General features: G+C 47.7%; 16 protein-coding genes and 2 riboswitches. Of the genes, 3 read left to right on the forward strand and 13 right to left on the reverse strand.

The window, feature by feature from the left end; genetic code table 11:
• Nucleotides 1-11: 11 nt before the first annotated feature.
• From ACMXI2_RS04650 to ACMXI2_RS04665, 4 genes are all read right to left on the reverse strand, one after another.
• On the reverse strand, nucleotides 12-3,365 hold the full coding sequence (locus tag ACMXI2_RS04650; protein WP_483780537.1) for a TonB-dependent receptor: 3,354 nt from the start codon (nucleotides 3,363-3,365) through the stop codon (nucleotides 12-14).
• Nucleotides 3,366-3,474: 109 nt separating this feature from the next.
• Entirely contained in the window at nucleotides 3,475-4,674 is a 1,200-nt protein-coding gene (locus ACMXI2_RS04655) for a FecR family protein (RefSeq protein ID WP_483780538.1), read from the reverse strand.
• A gap of 50 nt (nucleotides 4,675-4,724) precedes the next feature.
• Entirely contained in the window at nucleotides 4,725-5,321 is a 597-nt protein-coding gene (locus ACMXI2_RS04660) for an RNA polymerase sigma factor (protein ID WP_483780539.1), read from the reverse strand.
• Nucleotides 5,322-5,609: 288 nt separating this feature from the next.
• A complete protein-coding gene (locus tag ACMXI2_RS04665) occupies nucleotides 5,610-6,482 on the reverse strand; it encodes an SDR family oxidoreductase (RefSeq protein ID WP_483780540.1) in 873 nt (290 codons plus the stop codon).
• A 120-nt stretch (nucleotides 6,483-6,602) separates the two neighbouring features.
• Nucleotides 6,603-6,805: riboswitch (cobalamin riboswitch) on the forward strand.
• 64 nt (nucleotides 6,806-6,869) lie between these two features.
• On the opposite strand from ACMXI2_RS04665, the gene metE reads away from it, so the two are divergent.
• Nucleotides 6,870-9,290 (forward strand): 5-methyltetrahydropteroyltriglutamate--homocysteine S-methyltransferase, encoded by a 2,421-nt coding sequence (metE, locus tag ACMXI2_RS04670; protein ID WP_483780541.1) that lies wholly within the window; start codon nucleotides 6,870-6,872, stop codon nucleotides 9,288-9,290.
• 20 nt (nucleotides 9,291-9,310) lie between these two features.
• Complete coding sequence (locus tag ACMXI2_RS04675; protein ID WP_483780542.1) at nucleotides 9,311-9,694, forward strand: acyl-CoA thioesterase; 384 nt, start codon at nucleotides 9,311-9,313, stop codon at nucleotides 9,692-9,694.
• A gap of 62 nt (nucleotides 9,695-9,756) precedes the next feature.
• Here the strand turns inward: ACMXI2_RS04675 and ACMXI2_RS04680 are convergent, their stop codons facing one another.
• The 5 genes from ACMXI2_RS04680 to ACMXI2_RS04700 all read right to left on the reverse strand — a co-directional run bounded on the left by ACMXI2_RS04680 (nucleotide 9,757) and on the right by ACMXI2_RS04700 (nucleotide 15,517).
• Nucleotides 9,757-10,704, reverse strand: a complete 948-nt coding sequence (locus ACMXI2_RS04680; RefSeq protein ID WP_483780543.1) for a hypothetical protein — start codon at nucleotides 10,702-10,704, stop codon at nucleotides 9,757-9,759.
• 24 nt (nucleotides 10,705-10,728) lie between these two features.
• Nucleotides 10,729-11,880: a YncE family protein gene (locus ACMXI2_RS04685; protein WP_483780544.1), complete on the reverse strand. Its 1,152-nt coding sequence runs from the start codon at nucleotides 11,878-11,880 to the stop codon at nucleotides 10,729-10,731.
• Between the two features lie 5 nt (nucleotides 11,881-11,885).
• Entirely contained in the window at nucleotides 11,886-13,904 is a 2,019-nt protein-coding gene (locus ACMXI2_RS04690; protein WP_483780545.1) for a TonB-dependent receptor, read from the reverse strand.
• A gap of 121 nt (nucleotides 13,905-14,025) precedes the next feature.
• A riboswitch (cobalamin riboswitch) is annotated at nucleotides 14,026-14,232 on the reverse strand.
• A 353-nt stretch (nucleotides 14,233-14,585) separates the two neighbouring features.
• Complete coding sequence (locus ACMXI2_RS04695; protein ID WP_483780546.1) at nucleotides 14,586-15,059, reverse strand: nuclear transport factor 2 family protein; 474 nt, start codon at nucleotides 15,057-15,059, stop codon at nucleotides 14,586-14,588.
• A gap of 44 nt (nucleotides 15,060-15,103) precedes the next feature.
• Nucleotides 15,104-15,517, reverse strand: a complete 414-nt coding sequence (locus ACMXI2_RS04700) for a hypothetical protein (protein ID WP_483780547.1) — start codon at nucleotides 15,515-15,517, stop codon at nucleotides 15,104-15,106.
• A 254-nt stretch (nucleotides 15,518-15,771) separates the two neighbouring features.
• Between ACMXI2_RS04700 and ACMXI2_RS04705 the strand changes: the two genes are divergently transcribed.
• A complete protein-coding gene (locus ACMXI2_RS04705; protein WP_483780548.1) occupies nucleotides 15,772-17,163 on the forward strand; it encodes a Fic family protein in 1,392 nt (463 codons plus the stop codon).
• Nucleotides 17,164-17,202: 39 nt separating this feature from the next.
• Here the strand turns inward: ACMXI2_RS04705 and ACMXI2_RS04710 are convergent, their stop codons facing one another.
• Genes ACMXI2_RS04710 through ACMXI2_RS04725 form a run of 4 tightly spaced genes read right to left on the reverse strand, consistent with a single transcriptional unit; the run spans nucleotide 17,203 to nucleotide 24,228 of the window.
• Complete coding sequence (locus ACMXI2_RS04710) at nucleotides 17,203-17,979, reverse strand: endonuclease/exonuclease/phosphatase family protein (RefSeq protein WP_483780549.1); 777 nt, start codon at nucleotides 17,977-17,979, stop codon at nucleotides 17,203-17,205.
• 21 nt (nucleotides 17,980-18,000) lie between these two features.
• The gene (locus ACMXI2_RS04715; protein ID WP_483780550.1) at nucleotides 18,001-19,659 is read right to left on the reverse strand and encodes a RagB/SusD family nutrient uptake outer membrane protein; all 1,659 of its coding nucleotides are present in this window, start codon (nucleotides 19,657-19,659) and stop codon (nucleotides 18,001-18,003) included.
• Between the two features lie 2 nt (nucleotides 19,660-19,661).
• Nucleotides 19,662-23,024, reverse strand: a complete 3,363-nt coding sequence (locus ACMXI2_RS04720) for a TonB-dependent receptor (RefSeq protein WP_483780551.1) — start codon at nucleotides 23,022-23,024, stop codon at nucleotides 19,662-19,664.
• 55 nt (nucleotides 23,025-23,079) lie between these two features.
• Nucleotides 23,080-24,228: a FecR family protein gene (locus ACMXI2_RS04725; protein ID WP_483782388.1), complete on the reverse strand. Its 1,149-nt coding sequence runs from the start codon at nucleotides 24,226-24,228 to the stop codon at nucleotides 23,080-23,082.
• Nucleotides 24,229-24,242 lie beyond the last annotated feature (14 nt).

The raw sequence follows: 24,242 nt of genomic DNA on the forward strand, positions 1-24,242 counted from the left end.
GAATTTACAGGTTAAAAATTCAATTTAAGACCCGCGGTAAAGGTGCGGTAAGCAGGGAAGGCAGTGTAATCCAATCCTGATGAAAGGTTGGCGTTGCTGCCGCTGCTATTGAGATTGCTGTTTACCTCAGGGTCCGATCCTGTATATTTAGTAATCGTGAATAAGTTTTGTACGGAGCCATATACTTTAATGCCTCTCAGGCTTTTCAGGAAAGTTTTGGCAACCGGGATATTATAACCGAGCATCAGCATTTTACAACGCAGGTAAGAGGCGTTTTCCACAAAGCGGGAGTTCATCATGCCGCCATAAGCAATGGCATATCCATCTCTTGGAATATCGGTGTTTTCGTTGTTGGTAGTCCACCGGTTCAGCGCCGCTTTACCCGGACCGGATTCCAGCACAAGACCGGTACCGTTATACAGGCTGTAGTCCAGTGCGCCCTGCAGGAAGATGTTCAGTTCAAAACCTTTATAGGCAAAGTTGTTATTGATACCATAGATATAATGCGGGTTGGCATTGCCGAGATAAGTGCGGTCGTTGGCATCAATAATGCCATCCGGTTTTCCACCGGGACCACTGATATCCTTGAATTTAGGATCGCCTGCTTTTGAATTTGGTTGTGCCGGATGCGCTTCACCGGTTTTTATCACGCCATCATAAACATAACCATAAAAAGTACTCAGCTCCCTTCCCGGTTCCAGTTTGGTGAAGTCCATACCACGACCGCCATACAGGTTAGCCGTTTGTGTAATGATATAAGGACGGCCGCCCAGGTCCAGGCAGTTTTGTTTGTTGTAGGCAATGTTCACCGTCGTATTCCAGGTGAATGCGTGATTGATGATATTCTCTGTAGTAACGGATAATTCAACGCCCTTATTTTCAATGCTGCCGGCATTCACGGTTTGTACCGCAAAACCGTTCCAGTCGCCGATAGGCATGTCAAAGATCAGCCTGTTGGTTTTTTTCCGGTAGTAATCGATGGTAGCGGAAACGCGGTTGTTGAAAAAGCCCATGTCAATACCCAGATCCAGTTGCGCGGTGCTTTCCCATTGCAGGTCTGCATTAGCTAAACGGGTGGCAACAATGCCACCATAACTGTCGCTGCCTTGTCCAAGCGACACATTGGTAGGCCCGAACGTGGGCATGTAAATATAGTCACCGATCCTGTCGTTACCGGTAACACCGTAACCACCTCTTACTTTCAGGTTGGAAAAGATGTTCAGGTTTTTGATGAATTCTTCTTCACCAGCTCTCCAGGCAAGGGAGCCCGATGGGAAAATACCAAAACGGGTGTTACCCCCAAACCTGGAAGATCCATCCCGGCGCACTGTAAAAGTAGCCAGGTATTTATCTTTCAGGGAATAGTTTATCCTGCCATAGGCGGATGCCATCTTAGAGGGAATCAGGTTGCTGGTACTGGATAAACGCTCTGTACCTGCTTCCAGGTTCTTGTACAGAAATGCGTCTGTACTGAACTTCTGTACCAGTGAATAATGTTTCTCGGTTTTATCAGACTGGTAAGATACCCCTGCCACTACGTTGAGAGAGTGGATGGCGTTAAATACTTTCCTGTAAGTGAAGTAGGCTTCTACCAGGTTACGCGTGATGGCTATGTCATTTAAGCTGGCTTTGCCCTGTACTTTTTCACCGTCTACCAGGTCGCGCGGAAGATAAGTGCCTTCTTTGGTAGTGGTGTATTCTGTACCGCCATTTACCCGGAAGTTAAGGCCGTCCATAATCTGGTAGTCCGCATATGCATTAATATTCACCTTGTTTTCAAACCGGTCGTTGGTAGGGGCCATTAACCAGGCCAGCGGGTTGTCTCTTCCCTTGAACCGGGCATAGGTGCCATCCTCATTATACACGGGGATGGCCGGTGAAGCGGTGAGTACGCCATACATTACGTTAGAGGGTACAATGTTACCATCGTAAGTTTTGAAATTGGTATAAGCGTGTGAGGCATATACGCTGGCTCCTGTTTTAAACCGTGCTGCGAACTGCTTATCGTAATTGAGTCTTACAGAATATCTTTCAAAAGAAGTATTTTTCAGCGCACCATCCTGTTTGAAGTAGCTGCCTGATAAGGCTACCCTGTCTTCCGGGGTACCGCCGCTTACACTCAGGTTATGGCTTTGCACCATTCCGGGCCGTGTGGTTAATTTAAACCAGTCGTTATCCCGGCCACTGGCCAGGTCGGCCGCGGTATAGAAGGCCGGCTGTCCTTTTTCAATGGCTTTGGCATTGGTGACCTGCATATTTTCCAGGCCATTCATTTTGTCGTATTCTTTGATGATCCTTTGGGTACCGTAGTAGCCATCATACTGAATGGCCGCCCTGCCGCTTTTACCTCTTTTGGTGGTGATCATCACTACGCCGTTGGCGCCGCGGGCGCCGTAGATGGCGGTGGAAGATGCATCTTTCAGGATCTGTATATCGTCGATATCATTCGGGTTGATGTCTTTCCCGGTTTCGGAAGGGAAGCCATCTACCACGTATAATGGTTCGTTGGTGGATTTGATGGAGTTGCCGCCACGGATGCGCACAATGGTTTGTCCGCCCGGCGCAGCGTTCGACTGGCTCACCTGCACCCCTGCGGCGCGGCCCTGGATGGCCTGGGCAGCGTTGCTGGTTACACCGCCGAGGTTCATCTGGTCGCTGGATATGGAGCTGACAGAACCTGTCAGGTCTTTCTTTTTGGTAGTACCATAACCCACAACCACTACGTCGGTGAGGTTAGATACTTCTTCAGAAAGCGTTACTTTAAAGTTGGTGGTTTTACCATCAAACTTTACGGACCAGGCTTTAAAACCCACCATAGAAATTTCCAGCGTTTCACCGGGATTGGCATTGATCTTAAAGGTGCCGTCGGTGCCGGTAACCGTACCGAGTTTGGTGCCTTTTACCGTAACGGTAGCACCGGGTAAAGGCTGGCCTTTGTCGGTGGTAACCACGCCATGTACCTCGATAGGCGGCGGTGGCGTAGTGGCCGGCTGTATGGCCGGTTTTGTTTTTACAATGATAGCGCCGCCTTCAATACTGTACGTGAGGGGCTGATTACGCATGAAAATATTCAACGCATCATTTACAGGCATATTGCTCACCGTGATATTGGCCCTGCCGCTTTTTTCCAGCAAGGCTTCATCTGCCAGGATATTGAGGCCGGTTTGTTTATTGATTTCCCGGAAAACCTCTTTGGCGGTAGCATTTTTCATTGAAAGGCTTACTACCTGGTTCTGGCTGCTGGCTACGCTCACCTGTGCCGTGGTGGCGAAACATAGCAGGGCCAGGAACTGACTGACCTTTAGATGTTTGGTTGGACGCCGGTTGTGCTTACACCGGGAACTGGCAATAGTACGTAATTGCATACTTGTGCTGAGTTTTAATTGAGAGAATGGTTTGGTTGTGCTATCTGTTTTAATAAATTACCATGACAGCTCCGTCATGCTGGTTGATATGATTGTTCACCTGCGGGCGTTAATCGCCCTGTACAATCAGTTTTTTTCCTTCTAAACGATAATTGACATTGTTGGCATTCAACATTTTTAAAACATTCACCAGGCTGCTGCTGCGGCTGATCATCCCAAAAAATTTCCTGGGCTTTATGTGACCTTCGTATACAATCTCCACGTCGTACCAGTGGGAAAACTGCCGCAATACAGTAGTAAGGTCTGTGCTCTCGAACTGGAAGTATCCTTCTTTCCAGGCTATTATTTCTGCGGTATTTACACCGGTTACTCTTTTTACATTTCCATTAGGGCTCACCTGCGATTGTTCGCCCGGCGCCAGTTGTATGCTGCCTTTTTTACTGTTTATTTTCACTGCACCCTGCAGCAGGGTAGTATTGATAGTGGCTTCGTCGGCGTAGGAGTTGATATTGAAATTTGTTCCCAGTACATCCACGGTCATCTGGTTTACCTGGATGCGGAAAGGGCGGTGCGCATCATGTGCAATTTCAAAATACGCTTCACCGGTAAGCTCAATGCGGCGTTCATCGCCTGAAAAAGTAGCCGGGAAGCGGATCGAAGAGGCGGCGTTCAGCCATATCCTGCTGCCATCGGCCAGTACCAGCGGATAGGTTTCCCCTGCCGCTGTAGTTAATGTATTATAGATAGGGGCGCTGCCGGCGCCTTTTGTTTTTACGTATACCAGTTGTCCGCCCTGGTTGTGGATAGCGCTGTTGCCCTGCTGCGCCAGTTGCTGAATCCCGGCGCTGTCCAGCACTATTTTTTCCCCGTTGGCCAGGGTGAGTACCGCTTTATGCTGACCAGGCGCTGCTGCTGCCGGCGTTACTTTTTTCGCTACCGTGGCTACCGGAGCGGCTGGCTGCCGGAAATAATAAACAGCCGGGATGGCGAGCCCAATGATCACGGCTGCCGCGGCGGCAAGTTTAAACGGACCAACATTCCTCCGGGTGGGAGGCATGGATATTACCGGGGCGCCCTGGATATGCTGTAACAGCTCTTTCCTGACCCTGTCGCCGGGCTCGCGGAAGTTGGAGCTGCTATCCGGTTTTACCTGCCGGAATGCCGCCTGCATTTCGTCCAGGAGTATGCGGCCGGAAGCGTCGTCCCGGAGATAGTCCATCAGCTCAAGGGCTTCCTGCGGACTACAGGTCCGTTGTTGCCAGCGTTGCAGCAATAACCGGTAATATTCGTTGTTCCTTTCGGTGGGCATATATATACTATCCCAAAAAAAGAAGATAGGGTGGTCCGGGGAAAAAAAAATTATCTGGAGGAGTCGAGGAGGATCCCTGAAACCAGTAACAGGGGGAGAATACCATCTGTATTGGTATAGAAGAAAAACTTAATACTTTTCATGGCCAGCACCATATGTTCTTTTACCGTATTACGGGAGATGCCCAGTTCTACGGCTACTTCTTCATAGCTTTTGCTTTCTTCGCGGCATAGCCTGAATACTTTTTGGCGCTGAGGGGGCAATTGTGCGATGGCTTTATGCAGTAAAGATTCGTATTGTTTCCATAATAAGGCGGTATCCGCATCTTCCGTTTGCTGCTGTAGTTCCTGCATTACCTGTAAACGGAGAGCTGCGTCGGCGCTGATCTTCTTCATCAGCTTAAATACATGATTCCGGGTAATACGGTACAGATAACCACTGAACGATAATTCAGGGTTGATCCGCTCCCTAATCTCCCAGATCTTTATAAACACTTCCTGCAGTGCATCTTCGGCCAGTTCCGGGATATTGATGAAGTGGAGAATATACGTGTAAAGTGAAGGGTAGTACTGGTCATATAAGGCGATATATGCTTCAGTATCCCCTTGCTGCAGTCGTTGCAGCAGAACCGCTTCTTCATTGCTCACTGGATGCTCGATTTGATGACTAAAGTAAGCAATTGGCGGAAAATTTCTGCAAAAATTTAGGGATCGCCTTCGGCGATGGAAATTGTCTTGGAACAGGATTAGGCTGATTATACTGATTAGTTTGATTTGATTTTTTTTGATTTATAAAGGATTAAGGGAGATAGAAGCGGATATATTAGCTTTTATCTCCCTCAGGAAAATCTAAAAAAAATCCAAAAGTAAAAATCAAGTTAATCAGTATAATCAGCCTAATCCTGTTCCAAGACAATTTCCATCGCCGAAGGCGATCTAAGAAAACGCCGGTGCATACTCCGCCGCAAAGGAGGAGAAGCTCCGCGCCGGCTTACCGGTTACGTCCATTACTGCTGTAGAAACGGCTGCCGCTTCGCCGCGGGCGTAATGGGCATAGTCTTCAATAAGTCCTTCGGCCTGCCAGGCGGGAAACCCTGCGTGCAAGAGAGCGGGCAGCAGTTCTGCTCCGGTAACGTTGATGTAGCGGATAGTGCGTCCCAGCGCATGCGACAGACTTTCCGCCAGTGCGGCATGGGTGAGCGGTTGTGGCCCGGTAATATCGTAGGTTTTGCCTTCATGCCCGTTGGTGGTGAGGGCGGCAGCCGCAACGGCGGCAATGTCGCGGGTGTCTACCACGCTGATGGGAGCGTTGCCGGCGGTGGCAAAGAATTTATTTTGCGCGGCAATTATTTCGCGGAAACCCAGTAGCCCCTGCATAAATAAATTGGGTCGCAGGAAAGTATAGGCCATGCCGGATAAGCGGATCTCTGCTTCTACCGTGGCATGGTACCGTAGAAAACGTACGGGCGATTGCGCGGCAGCATGCAGCTGCGAGAGCTTTACGATATGTGGCAACCCGCTTTTTACGGCAGCGGCTACAAAATTACTTTGCAGTTTTTCGGCTTCTTCAGAAGAATTGGTGAGCAGGAAAGCTTTCTCTATGCCTTTCAGTGCAAGGGCCAAACTGTTTGCATCGTTGAAATTGCCGGTTACTATTTCAGCGCCGGGTAAGGCGGCGATAGTGTTTGCGTTATGGTCTGTTGTCCGCACCATTGCGCGGAAGGAAACGCCCTGTGCGGATAAATGTTTGGCCAGTGTAGTACCAATGTGCCCGGTAGCGCCGGTAATCAGGATATTTGCCTGTTTCATAGCTGTTTGTTTTTATGATGTAAAACTCGGCTTTCCGCCAGGCAGGAAATTGTAAGAAAACGAAACGGATTTGATAGTTGCGGGGATTTACTATCTTCGCCCCCGGTTCTTTATGTATTACTAATCGAAGCAAATAATGGTTCCCGCTGAAAAGCGGGATTAAAAGGGAACTGTGTGTAAATCACAGGCTGTCCCGCAACTGTAAGCTTCCGGCAGCATAATATGCTGCAACTGGTAAATAATATGCCACTGTTCCGGCCAGGAATGGGAAGGCGTTTACCAGCGGAATAAGCCAGGAGACCTGCCTTTATTTCACTTTGACAATGCTTTCGGGGATTGAAGCGTGTCAGGTTTCGGTATCGGTAATTATTAAGAACAGGCGTATGCATGATTACATCATGCGCTTGTTCCTGTATGTATACCATGCCTTCTCCTTCCGTATCTATCTTCTCAAAAACATTGCTGTACTATATAAAAGAGCGTGAACGTCATGTATCACCTTTTAAACAATCAGTAATGATTATCCACAACTTAGGCTATCCGAGGATAGGTAGCCAGCGTGAATTGAAAAAAGCCTGCGAAAGCTACTGGACAGGCAAAATTACCCTCGATGAATTACAGGCAACCGCCCGTAATATCCGTTTACAAAACTGGGCGTTGCAGCAACAGGAAGGGATCGACTGGATTCCCTGCAATGATTTTTCCTTTTACGACCAGGTGCTGGACACTACCCTGATGGTGGGCGCCGTGCCGCAGCGCTATCGTGCATTACAGGAAAAAAAGATCCACGAAACAGACCTGCTTTTTGCAATGGCGCGTGGTTACCAGCGCGATGGCGACGATATCACTGCAATGGAAATGACGAAATGGTTTGATACCAACTATCACTATATCGTTCCCGAATTCACAGCCGATCAAACATTTCATTTCTTCTCCCGCAAAGTAACCGACCAGTTCCTCGAAGCAAAAAAAGAAAACTATGCTGCCAAGCCGGTGATCCTCGGCCCGGTATCTTTCCTGTTACTCGGAAAAGAGAAAACTGCGGGCTTTAACCGTTTATCGCTGATTGGTAAACTGCTGCCGGTATACCTGGAGGTGCTGTCGCAGCTTACCAAAGCCGGCGCTGAAGTAGTGCAGCTCGATGAACCCTGCCTGTCGCTCGACCTGGATGAAGCAACCCTGCAGGTATTTACCGATACTTATGCGCAAATTCACGCGGCATTCCCGCAACTGCATATCCTCCTGGCTTCTTATTTTGAATGCTATGGAAAAAATCTGCCGGTGGCGCTGGCATTGCCGGTGCAAACATTGCATCTCGACCTCGTACGTTGCCCATTGCAACTGGATGATATCCTGGCAACAGCGATCGCCCATACTTCTTTACACCTCTCGCTGGGCGTAGTGGATGGCAGGAATATCTGGAAGAATGATTATACACGATCTTTACAGCAGATACAAAAGGCAGTAAGCGCGTTGGGAAAAAAACGTATCGCCATTGCTCCTTCCTGCTCATTGCTGCATGTGCCATGCGACCTTGATAACGAAACGGCCCTTTCTCCCGAAATTAAAAACTGGATGGCCTTTGCCAAACAGAAATTGCAGGAGCTGAAAGACCTGCGTGATATCGTGAACGGCAATACCGCGTTGCTGGATACCAACAAAGCGGCTATCCATAGCAGGGCCACGTCGCCACTCATTCACCGGAAGGAGGTGAAAGACCGGGTAGCGGCATTTACCGCCGCAGATGCACGCAGGAACAGCATGTTCCCGGTACGTCAAAACATCCAGCAGCAACAGTTTGGGCTCCCGCTGTTCCCTACTACCACCATCGGCTCTTTCCCGCAAACAGACGATATCCGGCAGTTAAGGGCGCGCCTGAAAAAAGGAGAGCTGACTACCGAACAGTATGAAGCCGCCATTGAGAAAGCCACCATAGACGTGATCCGCTGGCAGGAAGAAATTGGCCTGGATGTATTGGTACATGGCGAATTTGAGCGGAACGATATGGTGGAGTATTTCGGAGAACAACTGCAGGGATTCCTCTTTACAAAAAATGGCTGGGTACAGAGTTACGGCAGCCGTTGTGTAAAACCACCGGTTATTTTTGGAGATGTAAGTCGCCCGGCAAACATGACCGTGCGCTGGAGCAGCTTTGCACAGGCGCATACCAACAAGCTGATGAAAGGCATGCTCACCGGTCCCGTTACCATTTTGCAATGGTCTTTTGTGAGAGATGACCAGCCGCGTTCCACCACCGCCAACCAGATTGCATGGGCGATCCGCGACGAAGTAGTGGCATTGGAACAGGCAGGCATTAAAGTGATCCAGATAGATGAACCGGCTATCCGGGAAGGCTTACCTTTGCGTAAAGAGAACCGCGCAGCCTACCTGGAATGGGCAGTACAGGCGTTTCGTATTTCCGCCAGCGGCGTTAGGGATGAAACGCAGATTCATACACACATGTGTTACAGTGAATTTAATGATATCATTGAGCATATTGCCGCGATGGATGCAGATGTGATTACCATCGAAACTTCCCGTTCGCAGATGGAGCTACTGGATGCCTTTGCTGATTTTAAATATCCTAACGAGATAGGACCCGGCGTATACGACATTCATTCTCCCCGCCAGCCGTCTGCGGAAGAAATGATTTCACTGCTGGAGAAAGCCGCTGTTACGCTGCCAGCCAGGAACCTGTGGGTAAACCCGGATTGCGGTTTGAAAACCCGTAAATGGCCGGAAACAAAAGTGGCATTGTCGAATATGGTCCGGGCAGCGGAAGTGATGCGGGAGAAAGCATCTTTGTAAAAAAGAAAAACAGTACAAACATGACTATAGAAGAAAAAATTCTTCATTCGGAAACCCGGATCTTTAAAGCCGTATTTCCCAGTACTACCAACCATTACGATACGTTATTCGGCGGTACCGCTATGTCGCTCATGGATGAAGTAGCGTTTATTACTGCTACCCGTTTTGCACGTAAAAAAATGGTGACGGTATCTTCCGGGAAAATAGATTTTAACCGGCCCATTCCGGCAGGCACCATCGTGGAGCTGATCGGAAAAATAACCGAAGTAGGCAATACCAGTGTTAAAGTGTTGGTAGAAATATACATTGAAGAAATGTATTCCTATTCACGGGAAAAGGCTATCACGGGTACTTTTAGCCTGGTGGCCATTGGGGAGGATAAGCAACCGGTAAGCGTGAAGTAGTCAAAGAAGAAGAGGGGTGATACAGTTTAGCTGATCACCCCTCTTTGTGTTAATCATGGATACTATTCAAGGTTAAGATCTTTTACGCCCAGTACTTCTGTGGAAATTTCGCCTAACCATCCGGCTTCTGCGCGGATAGCCGTATGTACTTTTATAAAGTTGATTCCTTTCAGCACCACCGGTTTGCCGGTTTTATCTACTGCCCAGTCCAGTTTTATTTTTGCATCACTATCATCATTCGCGAGGTTATCTGCATAACCCCAGGAGAAAGCGGGTGAAACATAGTAAGGAGAGAACGGATCGCTGGAAGTATTTTTGATGTTGAGATCTGTTAGTTTTGTGCCGGTAAAAGTGATGCTGTCGCCTTTCCACTGCGGGTAATACGACTGATCATGAAATACATTTTTTGAGAGATAACCGGTGTGCCCCTGGTTGTCTTTCCAGCGGATATACTCTGTATCGCTGGTATACGGATCATCCGGATTGGTGACCCTGTCTTTTGTTTCGTCAGGTTTATAGTAAGTGACCTGGTAGTTCTTTACCGTTTTGGAGCTGTTGTATTCCGAACCGGCAATTTCGTACCATTCATCATCAGGTAAGCCGTTTTTATTGGCATCTGCAGATACGGAGATAACGCCGGGTTCTGCAAACTGGTTGAAAGCATTGCCTAATACGATGAAAGAATATTCGCCGGGTACATTTTTGATGGTATGGTCAAAGCCCATCACTACATAGCCGCCGAACCCGCCGAGGGAAATCATATTTTCCTTCCCTAAAGCCGCCAGTGCGTAATCCGCCATTTGTTTGGCAGAATCGCCTTGCTTCCATAGGGGCAGTTCATTGGTAAATTGTCCGGGCGCGGGGAAGTATTCAAAAACTTTAGTCACCTTATTGAGGAAAGGACCGGTGGGTTCCGGATCTTCTATGGGTGGCGTTACGTCTTTATCCTTGGAACAACTGCTTACCATAACAGCGATGAACGTGGCTGCGAGTAGAAATTTACTTTTCATTTGTATAGATTTAGTTGGTTATGATTATTTGGTTGCAGAAACAAAAGCTATGTGCGCAGGTATTTCACCCGTGGTGACCGACCATTTCTTTTTGCCTGCTTTATCAAAGCAGTATAGGGTTCCGGAAGAGACGTAGTCCTTCGCATCCGTTACAAAAATTTCTTTAGTGGCGGGGTTTATTGCTACGCCGTAGGGCATACGGATGGATTTATCCGTACCATCTGTAATGAAATTAGTGTTTAACACCGTTTCTGTTTTTACGTTTACCATGTTATAGGTGATGGTCCATTGGCCGGTGTTATAACTGAAAACAGAACCGTATACGTAAGCGGTGTCACCGGAAATACACAGGTTACTCACCGGAATATCAAATTGTTTCTTTACTGCATCTGTTTTGGCGTCTATCACAAAAAGGCGGGATGGTGTATTGTAGTAGTCGCCGCGGGAAGTCACATAAATATCGCCATCGTTGTCGGCCTTGAGGCGGTCGAGGTTAATAGCTACATCAATCTTTTTTATCTCTTTAAAAGTATTCAGGTCTATTACCGACACGGTGCGATCATAATCAGGTGCGCGGTAACCGCCGGAATTGGCTACGTACAGCTTGTTGCCTACTACGGCCATTTCTTCCGGTTGATAGCCCACAATTACTTTGCGTGTAATTTCCAGGGTAGTAGTATCTATCTCTGCTACAAAACCGATGGGCGCATTGGGTTCTATCAGTACCGGGCCTGCATAGGAGCTTACGTATGCTTTGCCGTTGGCGAAGGTTATGTAGCGGCAATTGAGGATGTCGATCTGTTTGATCCGTTTGGTACTTGCTGCATCCATTACTTCTACTTTATTGGAAATATTGATCACGGCATAAAGTTTCGTGCCATATACTTCTATGTCGTTGCCTACATCGCCCAGTTCCTTTACTGCAGTGGGATTGGCAGTAGCATAGATATTACTTTTGTAGATGCCCGTAGTATAATCGTAATAATCCAGGGAAGCTTTATTACTGCCCATATTGCCTTCATTCAGCAGATAAAATCCATTGAGCAAAGAGCCTGGTGTGGCGGTATCTACCGGTGTTACTTCGGGCGGAACAATTCTTTCTCCTTTCCGGCACCCGGTGATGGCCTGTGCTGCCAGGGTGGCTACCCATATTGTATTCCTCAATTGTTTCATCATGTTTATTAAATATTCACGGTTAAGATGAAGCGGTAATTTCTTCCCGGCATGGGGTAGCTGATCACCACTTCATAGAACTGGTTGGCGAGGTTGTTTACCTGTGCCGTTACATGGAACCGGGTATGTTTATAATTGAATTGTTTACCCAGTGAAAGATCGCTGGTATACCAGGGTTCCACGTAGTTCTTTAACTTATTTTCCTTGCTGTTGTATCTTTCCCCGGTATAGATAAAGCTGTAGTTGGCTTCCCATTGTTTATAGTCGGCGCCGAGGATCAGCGAGCCGCTGTGACGGGGAATATAAACGATCTGATCTCCGTAGAAGCTGTCGGACGGGTCGGTGAAATCCTGTGCGCGTTGGTAAGTGTAAGTGAGGCGTGTACTGAACTGCACCTGTTTTTTTATAAGCCACAGCACTTTTGCTTTTACATCTACGCCTTTTATTTTTACAAATCCCAGGTTCTCCATTTGCCAGCTGAGCATGCTGGCGCCGGGAACGGCTACTATCTTATCATTTACTTCATTGTAGTAGGCATCTGTTTCAATACCTGCCTGTGTGATCCAGCTGTTGGCAAAGGTTTTATTCCAGGTGAACCCTACATCGTATTGTGTGGCGAATTCCGGCTTCAGGAAGCGGTTGCCGATTTCGGTATAATACAGGTCGTTAAAGGTAGGCATGCGGAAGATCTGTTTGTAAAACCCGCGCAGCCGGAAATCCGGTGAGTGGGTGGGTTGCCACGAAACAAATACTGCCGGTGTAAATTTTTGCTGGTACGGCGCCGAGGCATTTTTCTTTACCGTTTCATTCACAAAGGTACCCAGCAGGCTGGCCTGCGCGCTGAAGCGGTTGAAGCTGATATTGGTGGCAGCGGCGGCCAGGGTGGTAAAACGGGTAGGGTAGCTGAAGTTGGTAAGATCGGCATCCAGGCGGTTCCATTGGAAGTCGCCGGAAGCCGCAATGGTCCACCAGTTGGTGAGGGCGTACTGGTGTGCCATTGAGAAATACATTTCATATTGGCGGTAGTGGTTATCGATATAAAGGCGGGCGGTATCCGGCGCCAGGAAGCGCGTATAGTCGTAAGCGTATTTTCCGTTCAGCAGGATGCTGTAACGTTTGGAGATATCTTTCCGGAAGCTGGATTGCACAAAGATGTTCTGATCCCATTGGCGGTCCACATGTCCGAATACGCCGTTGACGATGAACCCCGGCAGCCCGCGTTCCGACTGGTAGTAGTACACTTTGGTGCTCCATTCGCCGCCATCCAGCAGGCCATTGAATCCACCTTCCACACGCACGGCATTGATATCGCCGTTCTTCCGGTAAGCGCTGGTATCATATACCAGGCGCCCGTTTTCGTCGCGCTTCTGGTAAGAGAATTTATACCTGCCAGTTGCATTGATCCATTCGGTGCTGAAGGAGGCAGCTACTTTGCTGCTGATCTTTTGCTGCCATAGCAGGGAAGGGTTGAACAGGCCAAAAGAACCGGTTTTTATAGTACCCCTGAGATGTGTTTTTTCTCCCGGTGCAAATTTGGGTTTGAGAGAAGTGAGATAGATGGCGCCGGCTGATCCAAAGTCTTTCGCCGGCTGAAAGATGTTACTTTTCTGCCCGTTGTACAGGGCAATTTCTTCCATATTATCCAGCGAAAACCGGCCCAGGTCTACCTGGCCATTCTGGGCGTTACCCAGTTGGATGCCATCATAAAATACGCCTACCTGGTTGGTGCCCATGCTGCGGATATCAACGGTTTTGAGACCGCCGATACCGCCATAATCCTTTACCTGCAACCCGGCGAAAAAGCGGATGGCATCCGCCACGGAGTGGCTGCCCAGCCGCTCCAGTTCTTTCGCCTGCATTTTCTGCCCGGGGCTTACTTCCCTGGCAGTGCGCAGCGCTGTAACGGAAACCTCCCGGAGGTCTTTGGATGTTACACTGTCGGCCTGCTGTGCAAAGGCCGCAACTACTCCGCAGAGCAATAGCAGCAACATGCCGGCGGCTTTCGCCGGTGTTTTGAAACGCATCATTCCCAAGCTTGTTAATGTTCCATTAACAGCTTTCGCAATAAGAAAAATAATCAGGAAAGAGACAAGATACGGGGGATACCCGCAGATTGAATTTATTCCCAAGCTTCATTCCACGAAAGCTTAAAAAATCAGTGGTATGGCAGGTATTCTGACTTATCTCTGCTTCAGGCGACCTTCCCATTGAACGTTCAACAGTGGTCTGATTGGCGATGCCTGAGCATTGTATGAGACTTACAGCAGCGGGACTGTCCGGGATTTTCACCCGAGTTCCCTTTTAATCAGGCATATCCGGAGTGGACATACCTGAACCATAGCGGGGCAAAAGTAGGTTATTATTTGATCGATTCAAAACATGGGGCAGATATCCGGACGGCAGGCAGCTTGCCGGTATCTGAACTGATCATGTGGAAACCTGCATTTACCAGTTCTTCGAAATTATGCCATGTTGAGTAGGTGGGAAAACAAATCCGCCGTTTTTGCCGCTTTTTGCCGGATTATGCCAGGCCCTTTTTATTGATAGTGTATGGGGAGTGTATTGGGAGTGTATCATGAGTGTATGGTGAGTGTATGGGAACAGTATGGGGACTGTATAGGGACTGTATGGGGAATACGATGCATAGACGACTCCTAAGTATCCGAGAAGTATCTGAGAAGTATGTGAGAAGTATGCAGGAAGTAATGTCATCTCCCGGCGGCAGCTGCTTCCTCGCAATTATCTTTGCGCCTGGTATCAATGAGATACTGGATCTTCCATCCATCGGGGAGCTTCACCATTTGAAAGGAGTCTACCCCGCAGTGGGAGAACTGCCCTTTGAAAAAGAAGCGGTAGGGCGTCCATACGGAGGCCAGCCGGCCATCTATCAGGATGCTGCCAAACACGATACGCTCGTCGGCAGCCTTTGCAGGCAGTCTGCGTATAAATGACGTAAATTCACTGATAGGAGTGGTAAGGACAGTATCCTTGCCCGCTTTGGTTTCCATTACAGACTGCAATATCGCCCCCGGTGTGAAACAGGCGGCTACTGCAACGCTGTCTGAATTATTCATGGCCGTGAACAGCTGGTTAATAGTGGCTTTCACTGCTTCTTCCTGCGATTGGGCATAGAGTGAGGTGCTGACGATGGTTAGTAGGAGGCTGAATATAATAGAGCGCATTTTTTTTCTTACAATATACCGAATTTGCCTCTGTTCCCGGTGCGCTAACCAATGATTCCTTTTTCTTTTAAAACATCTTCCTCGTTTTCATGACTAACATACATGATTATTTTGAGTGCATCATTAACGTGATATAAAATGTAAGTAATCTCAAATTCAATGATCTCACTTGGATTTTTTGCGTAAACAGCTCCCCACCTCACCAACGCCCTGGTGTAATATTCCCCCATCGGCGATGTTTCCACTTTAATGACTTTCATTTCCTGCATGCCAATCTTCCGGTTAAATTTAAACATCTCTTCCAGCCATTGCGTGAACTTTTCATCGTTTTTGAAAGTCATGCTTCCTGATGGCCCTGCGGCCATAAAGTTTTCTGCATAACAGTTGGCGATGATACCGGCGTTGTTGGCTAAGGAGGCACGACCATATGCAGTGAAGAAGTTTGTGAATGATGCCATAACGGATAGTTTTTGAGAGATTGGATTTAGATTTTTTCTTCAAAGAAATATCAGAAGAAACTAAAACGGGCTTAGAAAGAGTAGAAATTTCATTGAAGGTAAGGATTGGGGTAATTTGATGGAGGATGTATTACGACATATTATGTCGTTGTAATCGCTCAATTACGACATAATTTCGACAATATGTGTCGCAATACTTGACTTTACGACACATACTCGGTATATTCGATTAATAAATGTCGTAATGTATCGTAATGAAAAGCAGTCAGGAAAATATAAATCGCGAACTGGAAATCATCAAAAACTCTCTTGAACAATTTAAAGAGGGAGCTTCTCTTGATGACCTTAAAAGAGCGGCGGGACTAGAAATCGGATCCCGTACCTTGCAAAGGCGGTTGGATAAATTGCAGGAACTGGGGATCGTTATCAGCTCTGGCAAGACGCGCGCGACCCTTTACCATTTGGTTCAGACACAAGCCGAACTCAAAGAAGAAAAGGGAAAAGAACAAGATGAAGATTTAGTGCCTTTGTCCAGCAAGAGCAAGGAGATCAGAAAATTGATCACACGGCCAATCGCCCGTCGTCGTCCAATTGGATACAATATGGACTTCCTGACCTCTTACCGTCCTAATGTTGATAGCTATCTTACATTGGATGACAAAAAACGACTCACGGAATTAGGACATACAGCACGGTTGGATCAACCTGCCGGAACCTATGCTAAAGAAATCCTGCAAAGACTGCTTATAGACTTATCCTGGAACTCAAGCCGCCTTGAAGGAAATACTTACAGTTTGTTAGATACGCAGCGTCTTGTTTCTCAGGGTCAGGTGGCGGATAATAGAACGGCGGCGGAAGCACAAATGATCCTTAACCATAAGGACGCCATCGAGTTTATCGTACAGGCTGCAGATGAAATCGGATTTAACCGCTATACACTTACGAACCTGCATGCATTGCTGTCGAACAACTTGCTGCCCGATCCGGCAGCATCTGGAAGGCTACGTACATTTGGCGTAGGGATTACGAATTCAGTCTTTACACCGCTTGGTATACCTCAGCAGATCGAAGAAATGTTCGAATTAATACTTGAGAAAGCGAGAGCAATTAAAGATCCATTCGAACAGGCGTTTTTCATCATGGTGCAATTACCTTATTTGCAGCCTTTCGACGATGTTAATAAACGTGTATCACGCCTTGCCGCAAATATTCCGTTGAACCGGTACAACTTTGCACCCTTAGCTTTTGTTGATGTGCCCGATGACATTTACGTGCAGGGGATACTGGGTATTTATGAACTCAATCGCATAGAATTATACAAAGATGTATTTATGTGGGCTTATGAGCGCTCTGCACTGAGATATGCCGCTCTACGTCAATCGCTGGGAGAACCAGATCCCTTCAGATTAAAATACCGGGAAGCGATCCGGGACCTTATAACTGAAATAATTTCCAATGCCATGCAGCAAAAAGAAGCAATGGCCATCATCCAACAGAAAGCAGTAACACTCCCAGAGAAAGATCGGTCCAAATTTACTGAAGCTGTTGAAACGGAATTGCTGTCTTTGCATGACGGAAATTTTGCACGTTATTGGGTCAGACCGTTAGAATTTAAGCGGTGGAAGGAAGTATGGGAGAAACAATAAAGCCGCATAAACCCTAAGATTTACGCGGCCTGAAATACATTACTTTATAACAATCTCCGCCACCACCGGCAAATGGTCCGATGGATACGGCTCATTCACTACACTGCTGCTTTTCACCGTAAAACCCGGGGCGTTTGTCCACATAATGTGATCAATCACCCGGTTGGGGTTGTTCACCGGGATGGTGAACCCGCAATCGGTACAGGAAGGGGTGAATTTTTTCAGCAATACCTGGTAAGATGCGCTTTCCGGTTTGCAGTTAAGATCGCCTGCAAGGATGAAGGGGATCGATTTGGCGGCTGCAATTTTGTTAATCTCAGCTGCCTGTTCATCTCTTACGGCTGCATTGCTAACATCCATATGGGTGCAGGCGAAAACGAATTGTTTGCCGCTGCGTAAAGTGATACCTGCCAATGCTACTACACGGTCTTCACTGGCGGGATTCGCTGTTTCCGGCAGGTGTATGGTTTGCGTACCGGTTAAAAGAAACTTCGATAAAATGGCTACACCATATTCGCCGCCATCATGATCAATGGCTTTGGCAAAGTATACCTGCATACCGGTTTTGGCAGCCAGCTGCGCAGCCTGGTCAATACTGCCGGAGCGTTTTGTATTTACATCCACTTCCTGTAACGCTACGAGATCGGGGTGTTGGCCGTTGATTACGTTAGCAATAGCATCTACTTCAATTTCACCTGTTTTACTCTTTGTTGGAGGATTACAGTGGTGAATATTGTAGGTCATGATCCGGAGAGTATCGCTTGCCGATGCTTTGAAAGAACAAGCACACAACAGGATAAAAGAGAATATTTTCATGATGGTTGTCTTATGTTAGCATTATTCCCAACCGGGATTTTGTGGTCCGAGTGCAGGGTTACGTTGTATCTGCGTCAGCGGAACCGGGAACAGGTAGTGTTTCGGATCTACAAACTGCCTGCCGGTCATTACAATAATATAACCGTTAGCATCTGCAGCGATATTGCTTACCTGTGATGGTACTGCTGCCAGCGATTTCTTCATACCCTTTACATCAGCAGCCAGCAGGCTGCCCTGTTTCCAACGAATAATATCATACCAGCGTTGTCCTTCGCGCGCCAATTCAATCCTGCGTTCCCTCCGGATCTCCGTGCGCAGATCCTGACCATTGGCGGCCAGTTCTGTAAGGATCATTCTTTTCATACCCACCCGGTCGCGGAGCTTATTAATGGTGAGGTCTATGTCGCCCTGTGTAAGCGTACCCTGTTCCATTTTTGCTTCCGCATAGGTTAGCAGCACTTCTGCCAGCCGCATCACATGGATATCGTTCTGATCTTTACTTACCTGCGACACGGTGCTTACTTCCACGTATTTGGTGTAGTAATAACCGGTGATGGTAACGCAGCCCAGCTTATCAGACACAAATTTTGGCGCCGTAAAAATAGCGGGATTGGTGTTGGCAGGGTTGCCATCTCTTTTACCACCCCAGGTGGCGCCGGGTGCAAGAATGGTTTGCTTCATGCGCGGATCACGGTTCTCAAAAAGATTCGCATAGGTATCTTCTTTATACAGCGGCGATTTATCGATGGTAAGACCATCACTGCAGAGATACGCATCCACCAATGCTTTGGTGGGATTGTAACGGGAAGCCTGGTCGGGCACCTGCGATTCACGGCTGATGTTGTGCATGCTCACATCGGTAAGATTGATGCGGGCGGCAATGGTTTCTTTGTTTGCGCCGGCACTGAGTTTACCTTTATAAGTGAACAGGTCGTAGTAGTCCTGTGCAGGCTTACCCGTGCTGTAAAGAGAATATACATTGAGATCCATTACATCTTTGGCTGCTTTTTCTGCTACATCCCAGCGGCTGTCGTACAACGCCATGCGGGCTTTGAAAGCGAGCGCGGTGCCTTTGCTGAAACGGCCCAGCGTGGGGCCGGTTTGCCGCTCTTTTTTCATCATGCCGGCGGCTTCTTCGAGTTCGGACAGGATAAAGTCGATGATCTCTTTACGTTTATTACGCGGACCATACAGTTCATCAATATTCAGTGGTTTGGTTACCAGCGGAAGATCGCCAAAGTAAGATACCAGGTTCATGTACATGTATGCCCGGATGGTTTTGGCTTCACCGGCCATCTGGTTTTTTATTTCCTGCGATACACTGGTAGCACGCTCATAATTGGCAAGGAATACATTGCACTGGCGGATACCGGTGTACTGACTGCGCCATTCTGCATCCACTGCCGAGAGGTCAGGACCGAAGTTGCCGCTGCCAAAGATACGGTAGGTATCTCCGGTGGAAGAATTGATACTGTTGTCGCCCATCTGGTCCATCGCTACGGTATTGTTGTTCTTCACGTTGGCATAAAGCCCGTTCAGCGCCAGTGTTAACTGTTCTTCTGTTGTCCAGTACGTTTCATCAGATATGGCATCCAACGGCGTACGGTCAAGGAATCCTTTCCGGCAGCTGGTAGATGTTACCGCTAATAACACGCAGGTATATAGCAATATCTTTTTCATAATTATTTAAAGTTGATGTTTAAACCAAATACAAATGTTTTTACCTGTGGATAGAAACCGCCGTTGCTCACGGGTGTTTCCGGATCATATCCGTAAAAGAAGTCGGAAGCGGTGAACAGGTTATCGGCAGAGAAATAAAGCCGGAAACGGTCTATCCTCAGCTTTTCGGTAAGGCTTGCGGGAAGCGTATATCCTACCTGGATATTTTTTAACCGGAGATAAGAAGCATTTTCGAGCCAGAAGGTTGACAGGCGCTGGTTATACGAGTAACCATAAGCAAGCCGCGGATAGCTGGCGCCAGGATTTTGTGGCGTCCACCGGTCCAGGTGGATCGGCTGCGGATTGGAACCATCGTTAATAAAAGCATGACGCGCAGCACTGGTGATCCATCCATCTGCTTTACCTACTCCCTGCAAAAAGAAGCTGAAGTCAACACCTTTGTAGGCAACATTTCCCTTAAATCCATAGGTATACCTGGGGATAGCGCTGCCTATCACCTGGCGGTCGTCTGCGGCGGTGATCTTTTTATCGTTGTTTAAATCTTTGTAAATGATATCGCCCGGCATCATAGGATAACTGGCATCATAAGGGAACAGCGGCGTGTATTTGTTGGTGGCGGCATCGTAAGAGTAGTCAGAGATCTGCGAAATGCGGTCCGCCACAAAACCATAAAAGGCATCAATCGGCTGACCCACCGTTCTGATCTGGTCGGCAATAGTGGCCGGCGCATTGCCTAAGCTCATCACCTCATTCTTTACATCAGATAAATTTCCGCTCACACCGTAACTGATATCACCGATCCGGTCCTGCCAGCCTATCATCAGCTCCCATCCTTTGTTGCGCACTTTACCGGCATTCTGGTAGGGGTAACTGCCATTCATGCCAAGTACATCCGGCAATGGTACTCTCAGGAGGATGTCGTTGGTATTGTTGATGTAGTAATCTGCTGTGAGGCTTAACCGGTTGTTCAGGAAGGTGAGATCCAGGCCGATGTCCTGTTTGGTCATCGACTCCCAGGTGAGCAACGGATTGGGAATACCTGTTTGGCGGTAACCGATGGTCAACACATTCCCGATAGGCATGGTGGATACAGAGCTGATAGAGGAAAGATATCCGAAATCATCCTGTACTTTATCATTACCCTGCGTACCATATGATGCCCTGATTTTACCAAAGTTGATAATACCTTCCAGTGATTTGAAGAAAGGTTCTTTTGAAAATACCCATCCTGCCGATCCGGAGAAGAACCAGTTCCAGCGGAGGTCTGCCGCAAAGCGGGTAGATCCGTCGTAACGGAAGTTACCTTCCAGCAGGTATTTGTCGCTGTAGGCGTAATTCACCCGGCCAAACATGGATTGCAACGCATTCTGGCTGCCATCTGAACCGTTGAGCGGGTTGAGTGTACCGAGGTTGATGCTGCCCAGATCCTGTGTAGGCAGGTTGGTTCTGCTGGCGGTGAAATTGCGGCTCACCGTTTCTTCAGAAGAAGCCGCGGCCAGCGCTTTCACGTAATGTTTACCTGCAAAGGTCTTTTCATATTCCGCCATCCCGATCACCGTCTGGTACAAAGAAGTATAATCCCGGTTGTCAATTTTGTTGGGATTATTGGTCTGGTAGATCAGTGAATTATCATCAGGACTGTAGTAGTTAATGGTTTTTGTAAAGATCTGTCTGAAAGAATTGCTTTTCACGAGGCCATACTGTCCTCTTAAACGAAAGTCCTTTGTAATATTCAGCGTAGCCTGGATGTTACCGGTAATTTCCTGTGAAGAGAAATCATTGGTGCCGCCATCTGTTACAAGAGCAACCGGGTTCACCGAACCGCCAAGATATCCCCAGCCACCGGTAGTAAATCTTACCGGTACCAGCGGAGAGATCTGGTGGGCTGATTGGATAGGGCCGCCTGTACCACTTACATCGGCACTGGAACCAGTCTGGTTCCGGTCGATATAACCCAGGTTGGCATCGAGCTGCAGAATGTCGAACAACGTGGTGTTAAGCCTTAAACGCACATTGTGCCTTTTGGCGTTATAGTTATCACCGGTGATAAGGCCGCCCTGTTTCAGGAAGCCATAAGACAGGTAATAGTTAATGTTGTTAGCGCCTCCGGAAAGGTTCAGCATATGGTTTTGCTGTGGTGCGCCCGACTTGTACATTTCTTTCAGCCAGTTGGTATTGGCGTAATAATTCGGATCGCTGCCGTTTTTGGCAATATCAATCTGTTCCTGCGTATAGGTAGGATTATTGCCTGCATTCACTTTGGCTTCATTCAGCAATGTCATGTAATCCACAGAACCCAGGAAAGTAGGTAATGCAGTAGGCGTTTGTACGCCAAAGTAATTGGCATAAGTTAAAGACGGCTTGCCGCTTTTACCTTTTTTAGTGGTTACAAGAATAACGCCGTTGGCGCCACGTACTCCGTAAATAGAAGAGGAGGCTGCATCTTTAAGCACGGATACGGTTTCAATATCGTCCGGGTTCAGGATGTTGAGGTTGCCGCCGGGAATACCGTCTACCACCACCAGCGGATTGGCATCATTGAGCGTGCCTATACCACGGATACGGATGGTATTTTGATCAGCGCCGCCGGGAATAGCCGTGGCATTAACCACGGTAACACCTGTCATCTGGCCTTGCAGCGCAGAAACAACGGAGGTAGCGGGCCGGCCTTTGAAGTCTTCGCTGCTCACCATGCTCACCGCACCGGTAAGGTTGGCCTTTTTCTGCGTGCCATAACCTACCACTACTACCGCATCCAGGCCCACCGTAGATGGCTTCAGGCGGAAGTTGTAATCCTGTTTACTATCTGCCGTAATAATAATTTCTTCATATCCCAGCATTTTTACAGACAGCTTTTCACCCGGATTCACCGCAATCTTAAACTCTCCCTTATCGTTGGTGATAGCGCCTTTATTGGTGGATTGATTTAATATCCTGGCGCCGGGAATGGGAACGCCTTTTTCATCGGTAACGGTACCGGTTATTTCTTCAGCTGCCACCACCGGCATCGCCTTTCTTTTAATAACAATGGTGTTGTTATTGATCGTGTAAGTAAAAGGCTGCCCTTCAAAGCACTTGTTCAATGCTTCTTCCAGCGTGGCATTTACCAGGGTGAAGGTTACGGGCCGGGCATCTGCCAGCATCTCCGTATTGAGCAGGAAATTGTAACCGGTTTGTTTTTTTATTTCTTTAAACACCTCCCTTAACGGGGTTTGTTTCTCAGAAAGATTAACCCTTTGCGCATAGGTAACTGCGCTTACCTGCAGCGAAAGGAAAATAACAAGAGAGAAGGAGAGCTTGACTAACCTGAGTGTCTCCCATGACAGTAGACCTGCCTTTTTCAAGGCATGAGCATTACGCTTCATAAATAAAGTTTAGTTTACGAATTATTGACCTGGCCGATATGTTGTGGACGATAGGTTAATTAATGACAGTGATTTTTCCTGCTTCTATTTTAAATTGTACGGTTCCCGTTAATGCCAGCATATTTAATACTTCTGTAACATTTTTAAAACGGGAGATACTACCCGCAAAAGATAATTTCTTTGTGCCACTGCTATATTCAATATCCACGTTGTACCAACGTGAAATTTTACGCATGATGGATGTCAGGTCTTCATCATTAAAAATAAAGTAGCCATTCTTCCATGACATTACCTGTTCTATATCAGCTTTGTTCACCTTAAAACCTTTGTTCCCGGTAAATATCCCTTCCTGTCCGGGGTTTAGGATCACTTCAGCTGCCTGGTCGTTGCGCAGCCTTACTTTTCCTTCCAGTAACGTAGTGTTTATAGTGGCTTCATCCGTGTATGCCATCACGTTAAAATGTGTACCCAGCACTTCTACCTGCATTCCTTTTACTTTCACCACAAAAGGTTGCTGCTGGTTATGCGCTACTTCAAAATAGGCTTCTCCCTCCAGCTCTACCATTCTTTCCTTACCTGTAAACTGGGTAGGGAAGCGTAGTTTACTGGCAGCATTCAGCCATATCTTACTGCCATCCGGCAGTGTCAGGTTGTACTGCCCGCCCCGCGGAACGGCCAGTGTATTAAATACTGCTAAGGAAGTTGTTTGTGGTTTATCCGCCAGCTGGTAGATCAACTGACCGTTACCGGACTTATTCACCGTGGTATTGCCCTGCGCTGCTATCTGCCCTTCTGTGACCTTATTCAGCTCTACTTCGCTACCATCGGCCAGGATAAGCACGGCCTTATTGGTGCCGGGTAGTATGTTGTGCTTTGTTACAGGTGCTTTTTCAGCTGCCACTGCCAGCGGTTTGTTCCGCTGCAACAGGTGGCTGTTAAAATACAGGAAGCCGGATGCTGCCACCACCAATACCGCTACAGCTGCTGCTACGGCTTTCCAGGGGAATAGCCGTTTTACGTTCTCTTCCCGCGCAATACTTGCAGAGAGCCTGTTATATATCTTTTCTTTTAAGACTTCGTCGGAATGAGCTTCATCGGAAAAACAAAAGTCATCCTCATACTGCTGCAACCGGACCAGTTCTTCCTGGCTGCAATCCCCTCTCAGGGACCTTTCGTACAGATCAAGGTATTCTTCTTTTGTCATCACAGGCGATTCAT

Source organism: Chitinophaga sp. G7 BAM 1005 (assembly GCF_057126945.1).

Coding starts and splice junctions, on each gene's coding strand:
- ACMXI2_RS04680 (WP_483780543.1), bottom strand. CDS start 10,704: ATGAAAAGTAAATTTCTACTCGCAGCCACGTTCATCGCTGTTATGGTA.
- ACMXI2_RS04685 (WP_483780544.1), bottom strand. CDS start 11,880: ATGATGAAACAATTGAGGAATACAATATGGGTAGCCACCCTGGCAGCA.
- ACMXI2_RS04695 (WP_483780546.1), bottom strand. CDS start 15,059: ATGCGCTCTATTATATTCAGCCTCCTACTAACCATCGTCAGCACCTCA.
- ACMXI2_RS04675 (WP_483780542.1), top strand. CDS start 9,311: ATGACTATAGAAGAAAAAATTCTTCATTCGGAAACCCGGATCTTTAAA.
- ACMXI2_RS04725 (WP_483782388.1), bottom strand. CDS start 24,228: ATGACAAAAGAAGAATACCTTGATCTGTACGAAAGGTCCCTGAGAGGG.
- ACMXI2_RS04715 (WP_483780550.1), bottom strand. CDS start 19,659: ATGAAAAAGATATTGCTATATACCTGCGTGTTATTAGCGGTAACATCT.
- ACMXI2_RS04665 (WP_483780540.1), bottom strand. CDS start 6,482: ATGAAACAGGCAAATATCCTGATTACCGGCGCTACCGGGCACATTGGT.
- ACMXI2_RS04720 (WP_483780551.1), bottom strand. CDS start 23,024: ATGAAGCGTAATGCTCATGCCTTGAAAAAGGCAGGTCTACTGTCATGG.
- metE (WP_483780541.1), top strand. CDS start 6,870: ATGATTACATCATGCGCTTGTTCCTGTATGTATACCATGCCTTCTCCT.
- ACMXI2_RS04705 (WP_483780548.1), top strand. CDS start 15,772: ATGAAAAGCAGTCAGGAAAATATAAATCGCGAACTGGAAATCATCAAA.
- ACMXI2_RS04700 (WP_483780547.1), bottom strand. CDS start 15,517: ATGGCATCATTCACAAACTTCTTCACTGCATATGGTCGTGCCTCCTTA.
- ACMXI2_RS04650 (WP_483780537.1), bottom strand. CDS start 3,365: ATGCAATTACGTACTATTGCCAGTTCCCGGTGTAAGCACAACCGGCGT.
- ACMXI2_RS04690 (WP_483780545.1), bottom strand. CDS start 13,904: ATGATGCGTTTCAAAACACCGGCGAAAGCCGCCGGCATGTTGCTGCTA.
- ACMXI2_RS04710 (WP_483780549.1), bottom strand. CDS start 17,979: ATGAAAATATTCTCTTTTATCCTGTTGTGTGCTTGTTCTTTCAAAGCA.
- ACMXI2_RS04655 (WP_483780538.1), bottom strand. CDS start 4,674: ATGCCCACCGAAAGGAACAACGAATATTACCGGTTATTGCTGCAACGC.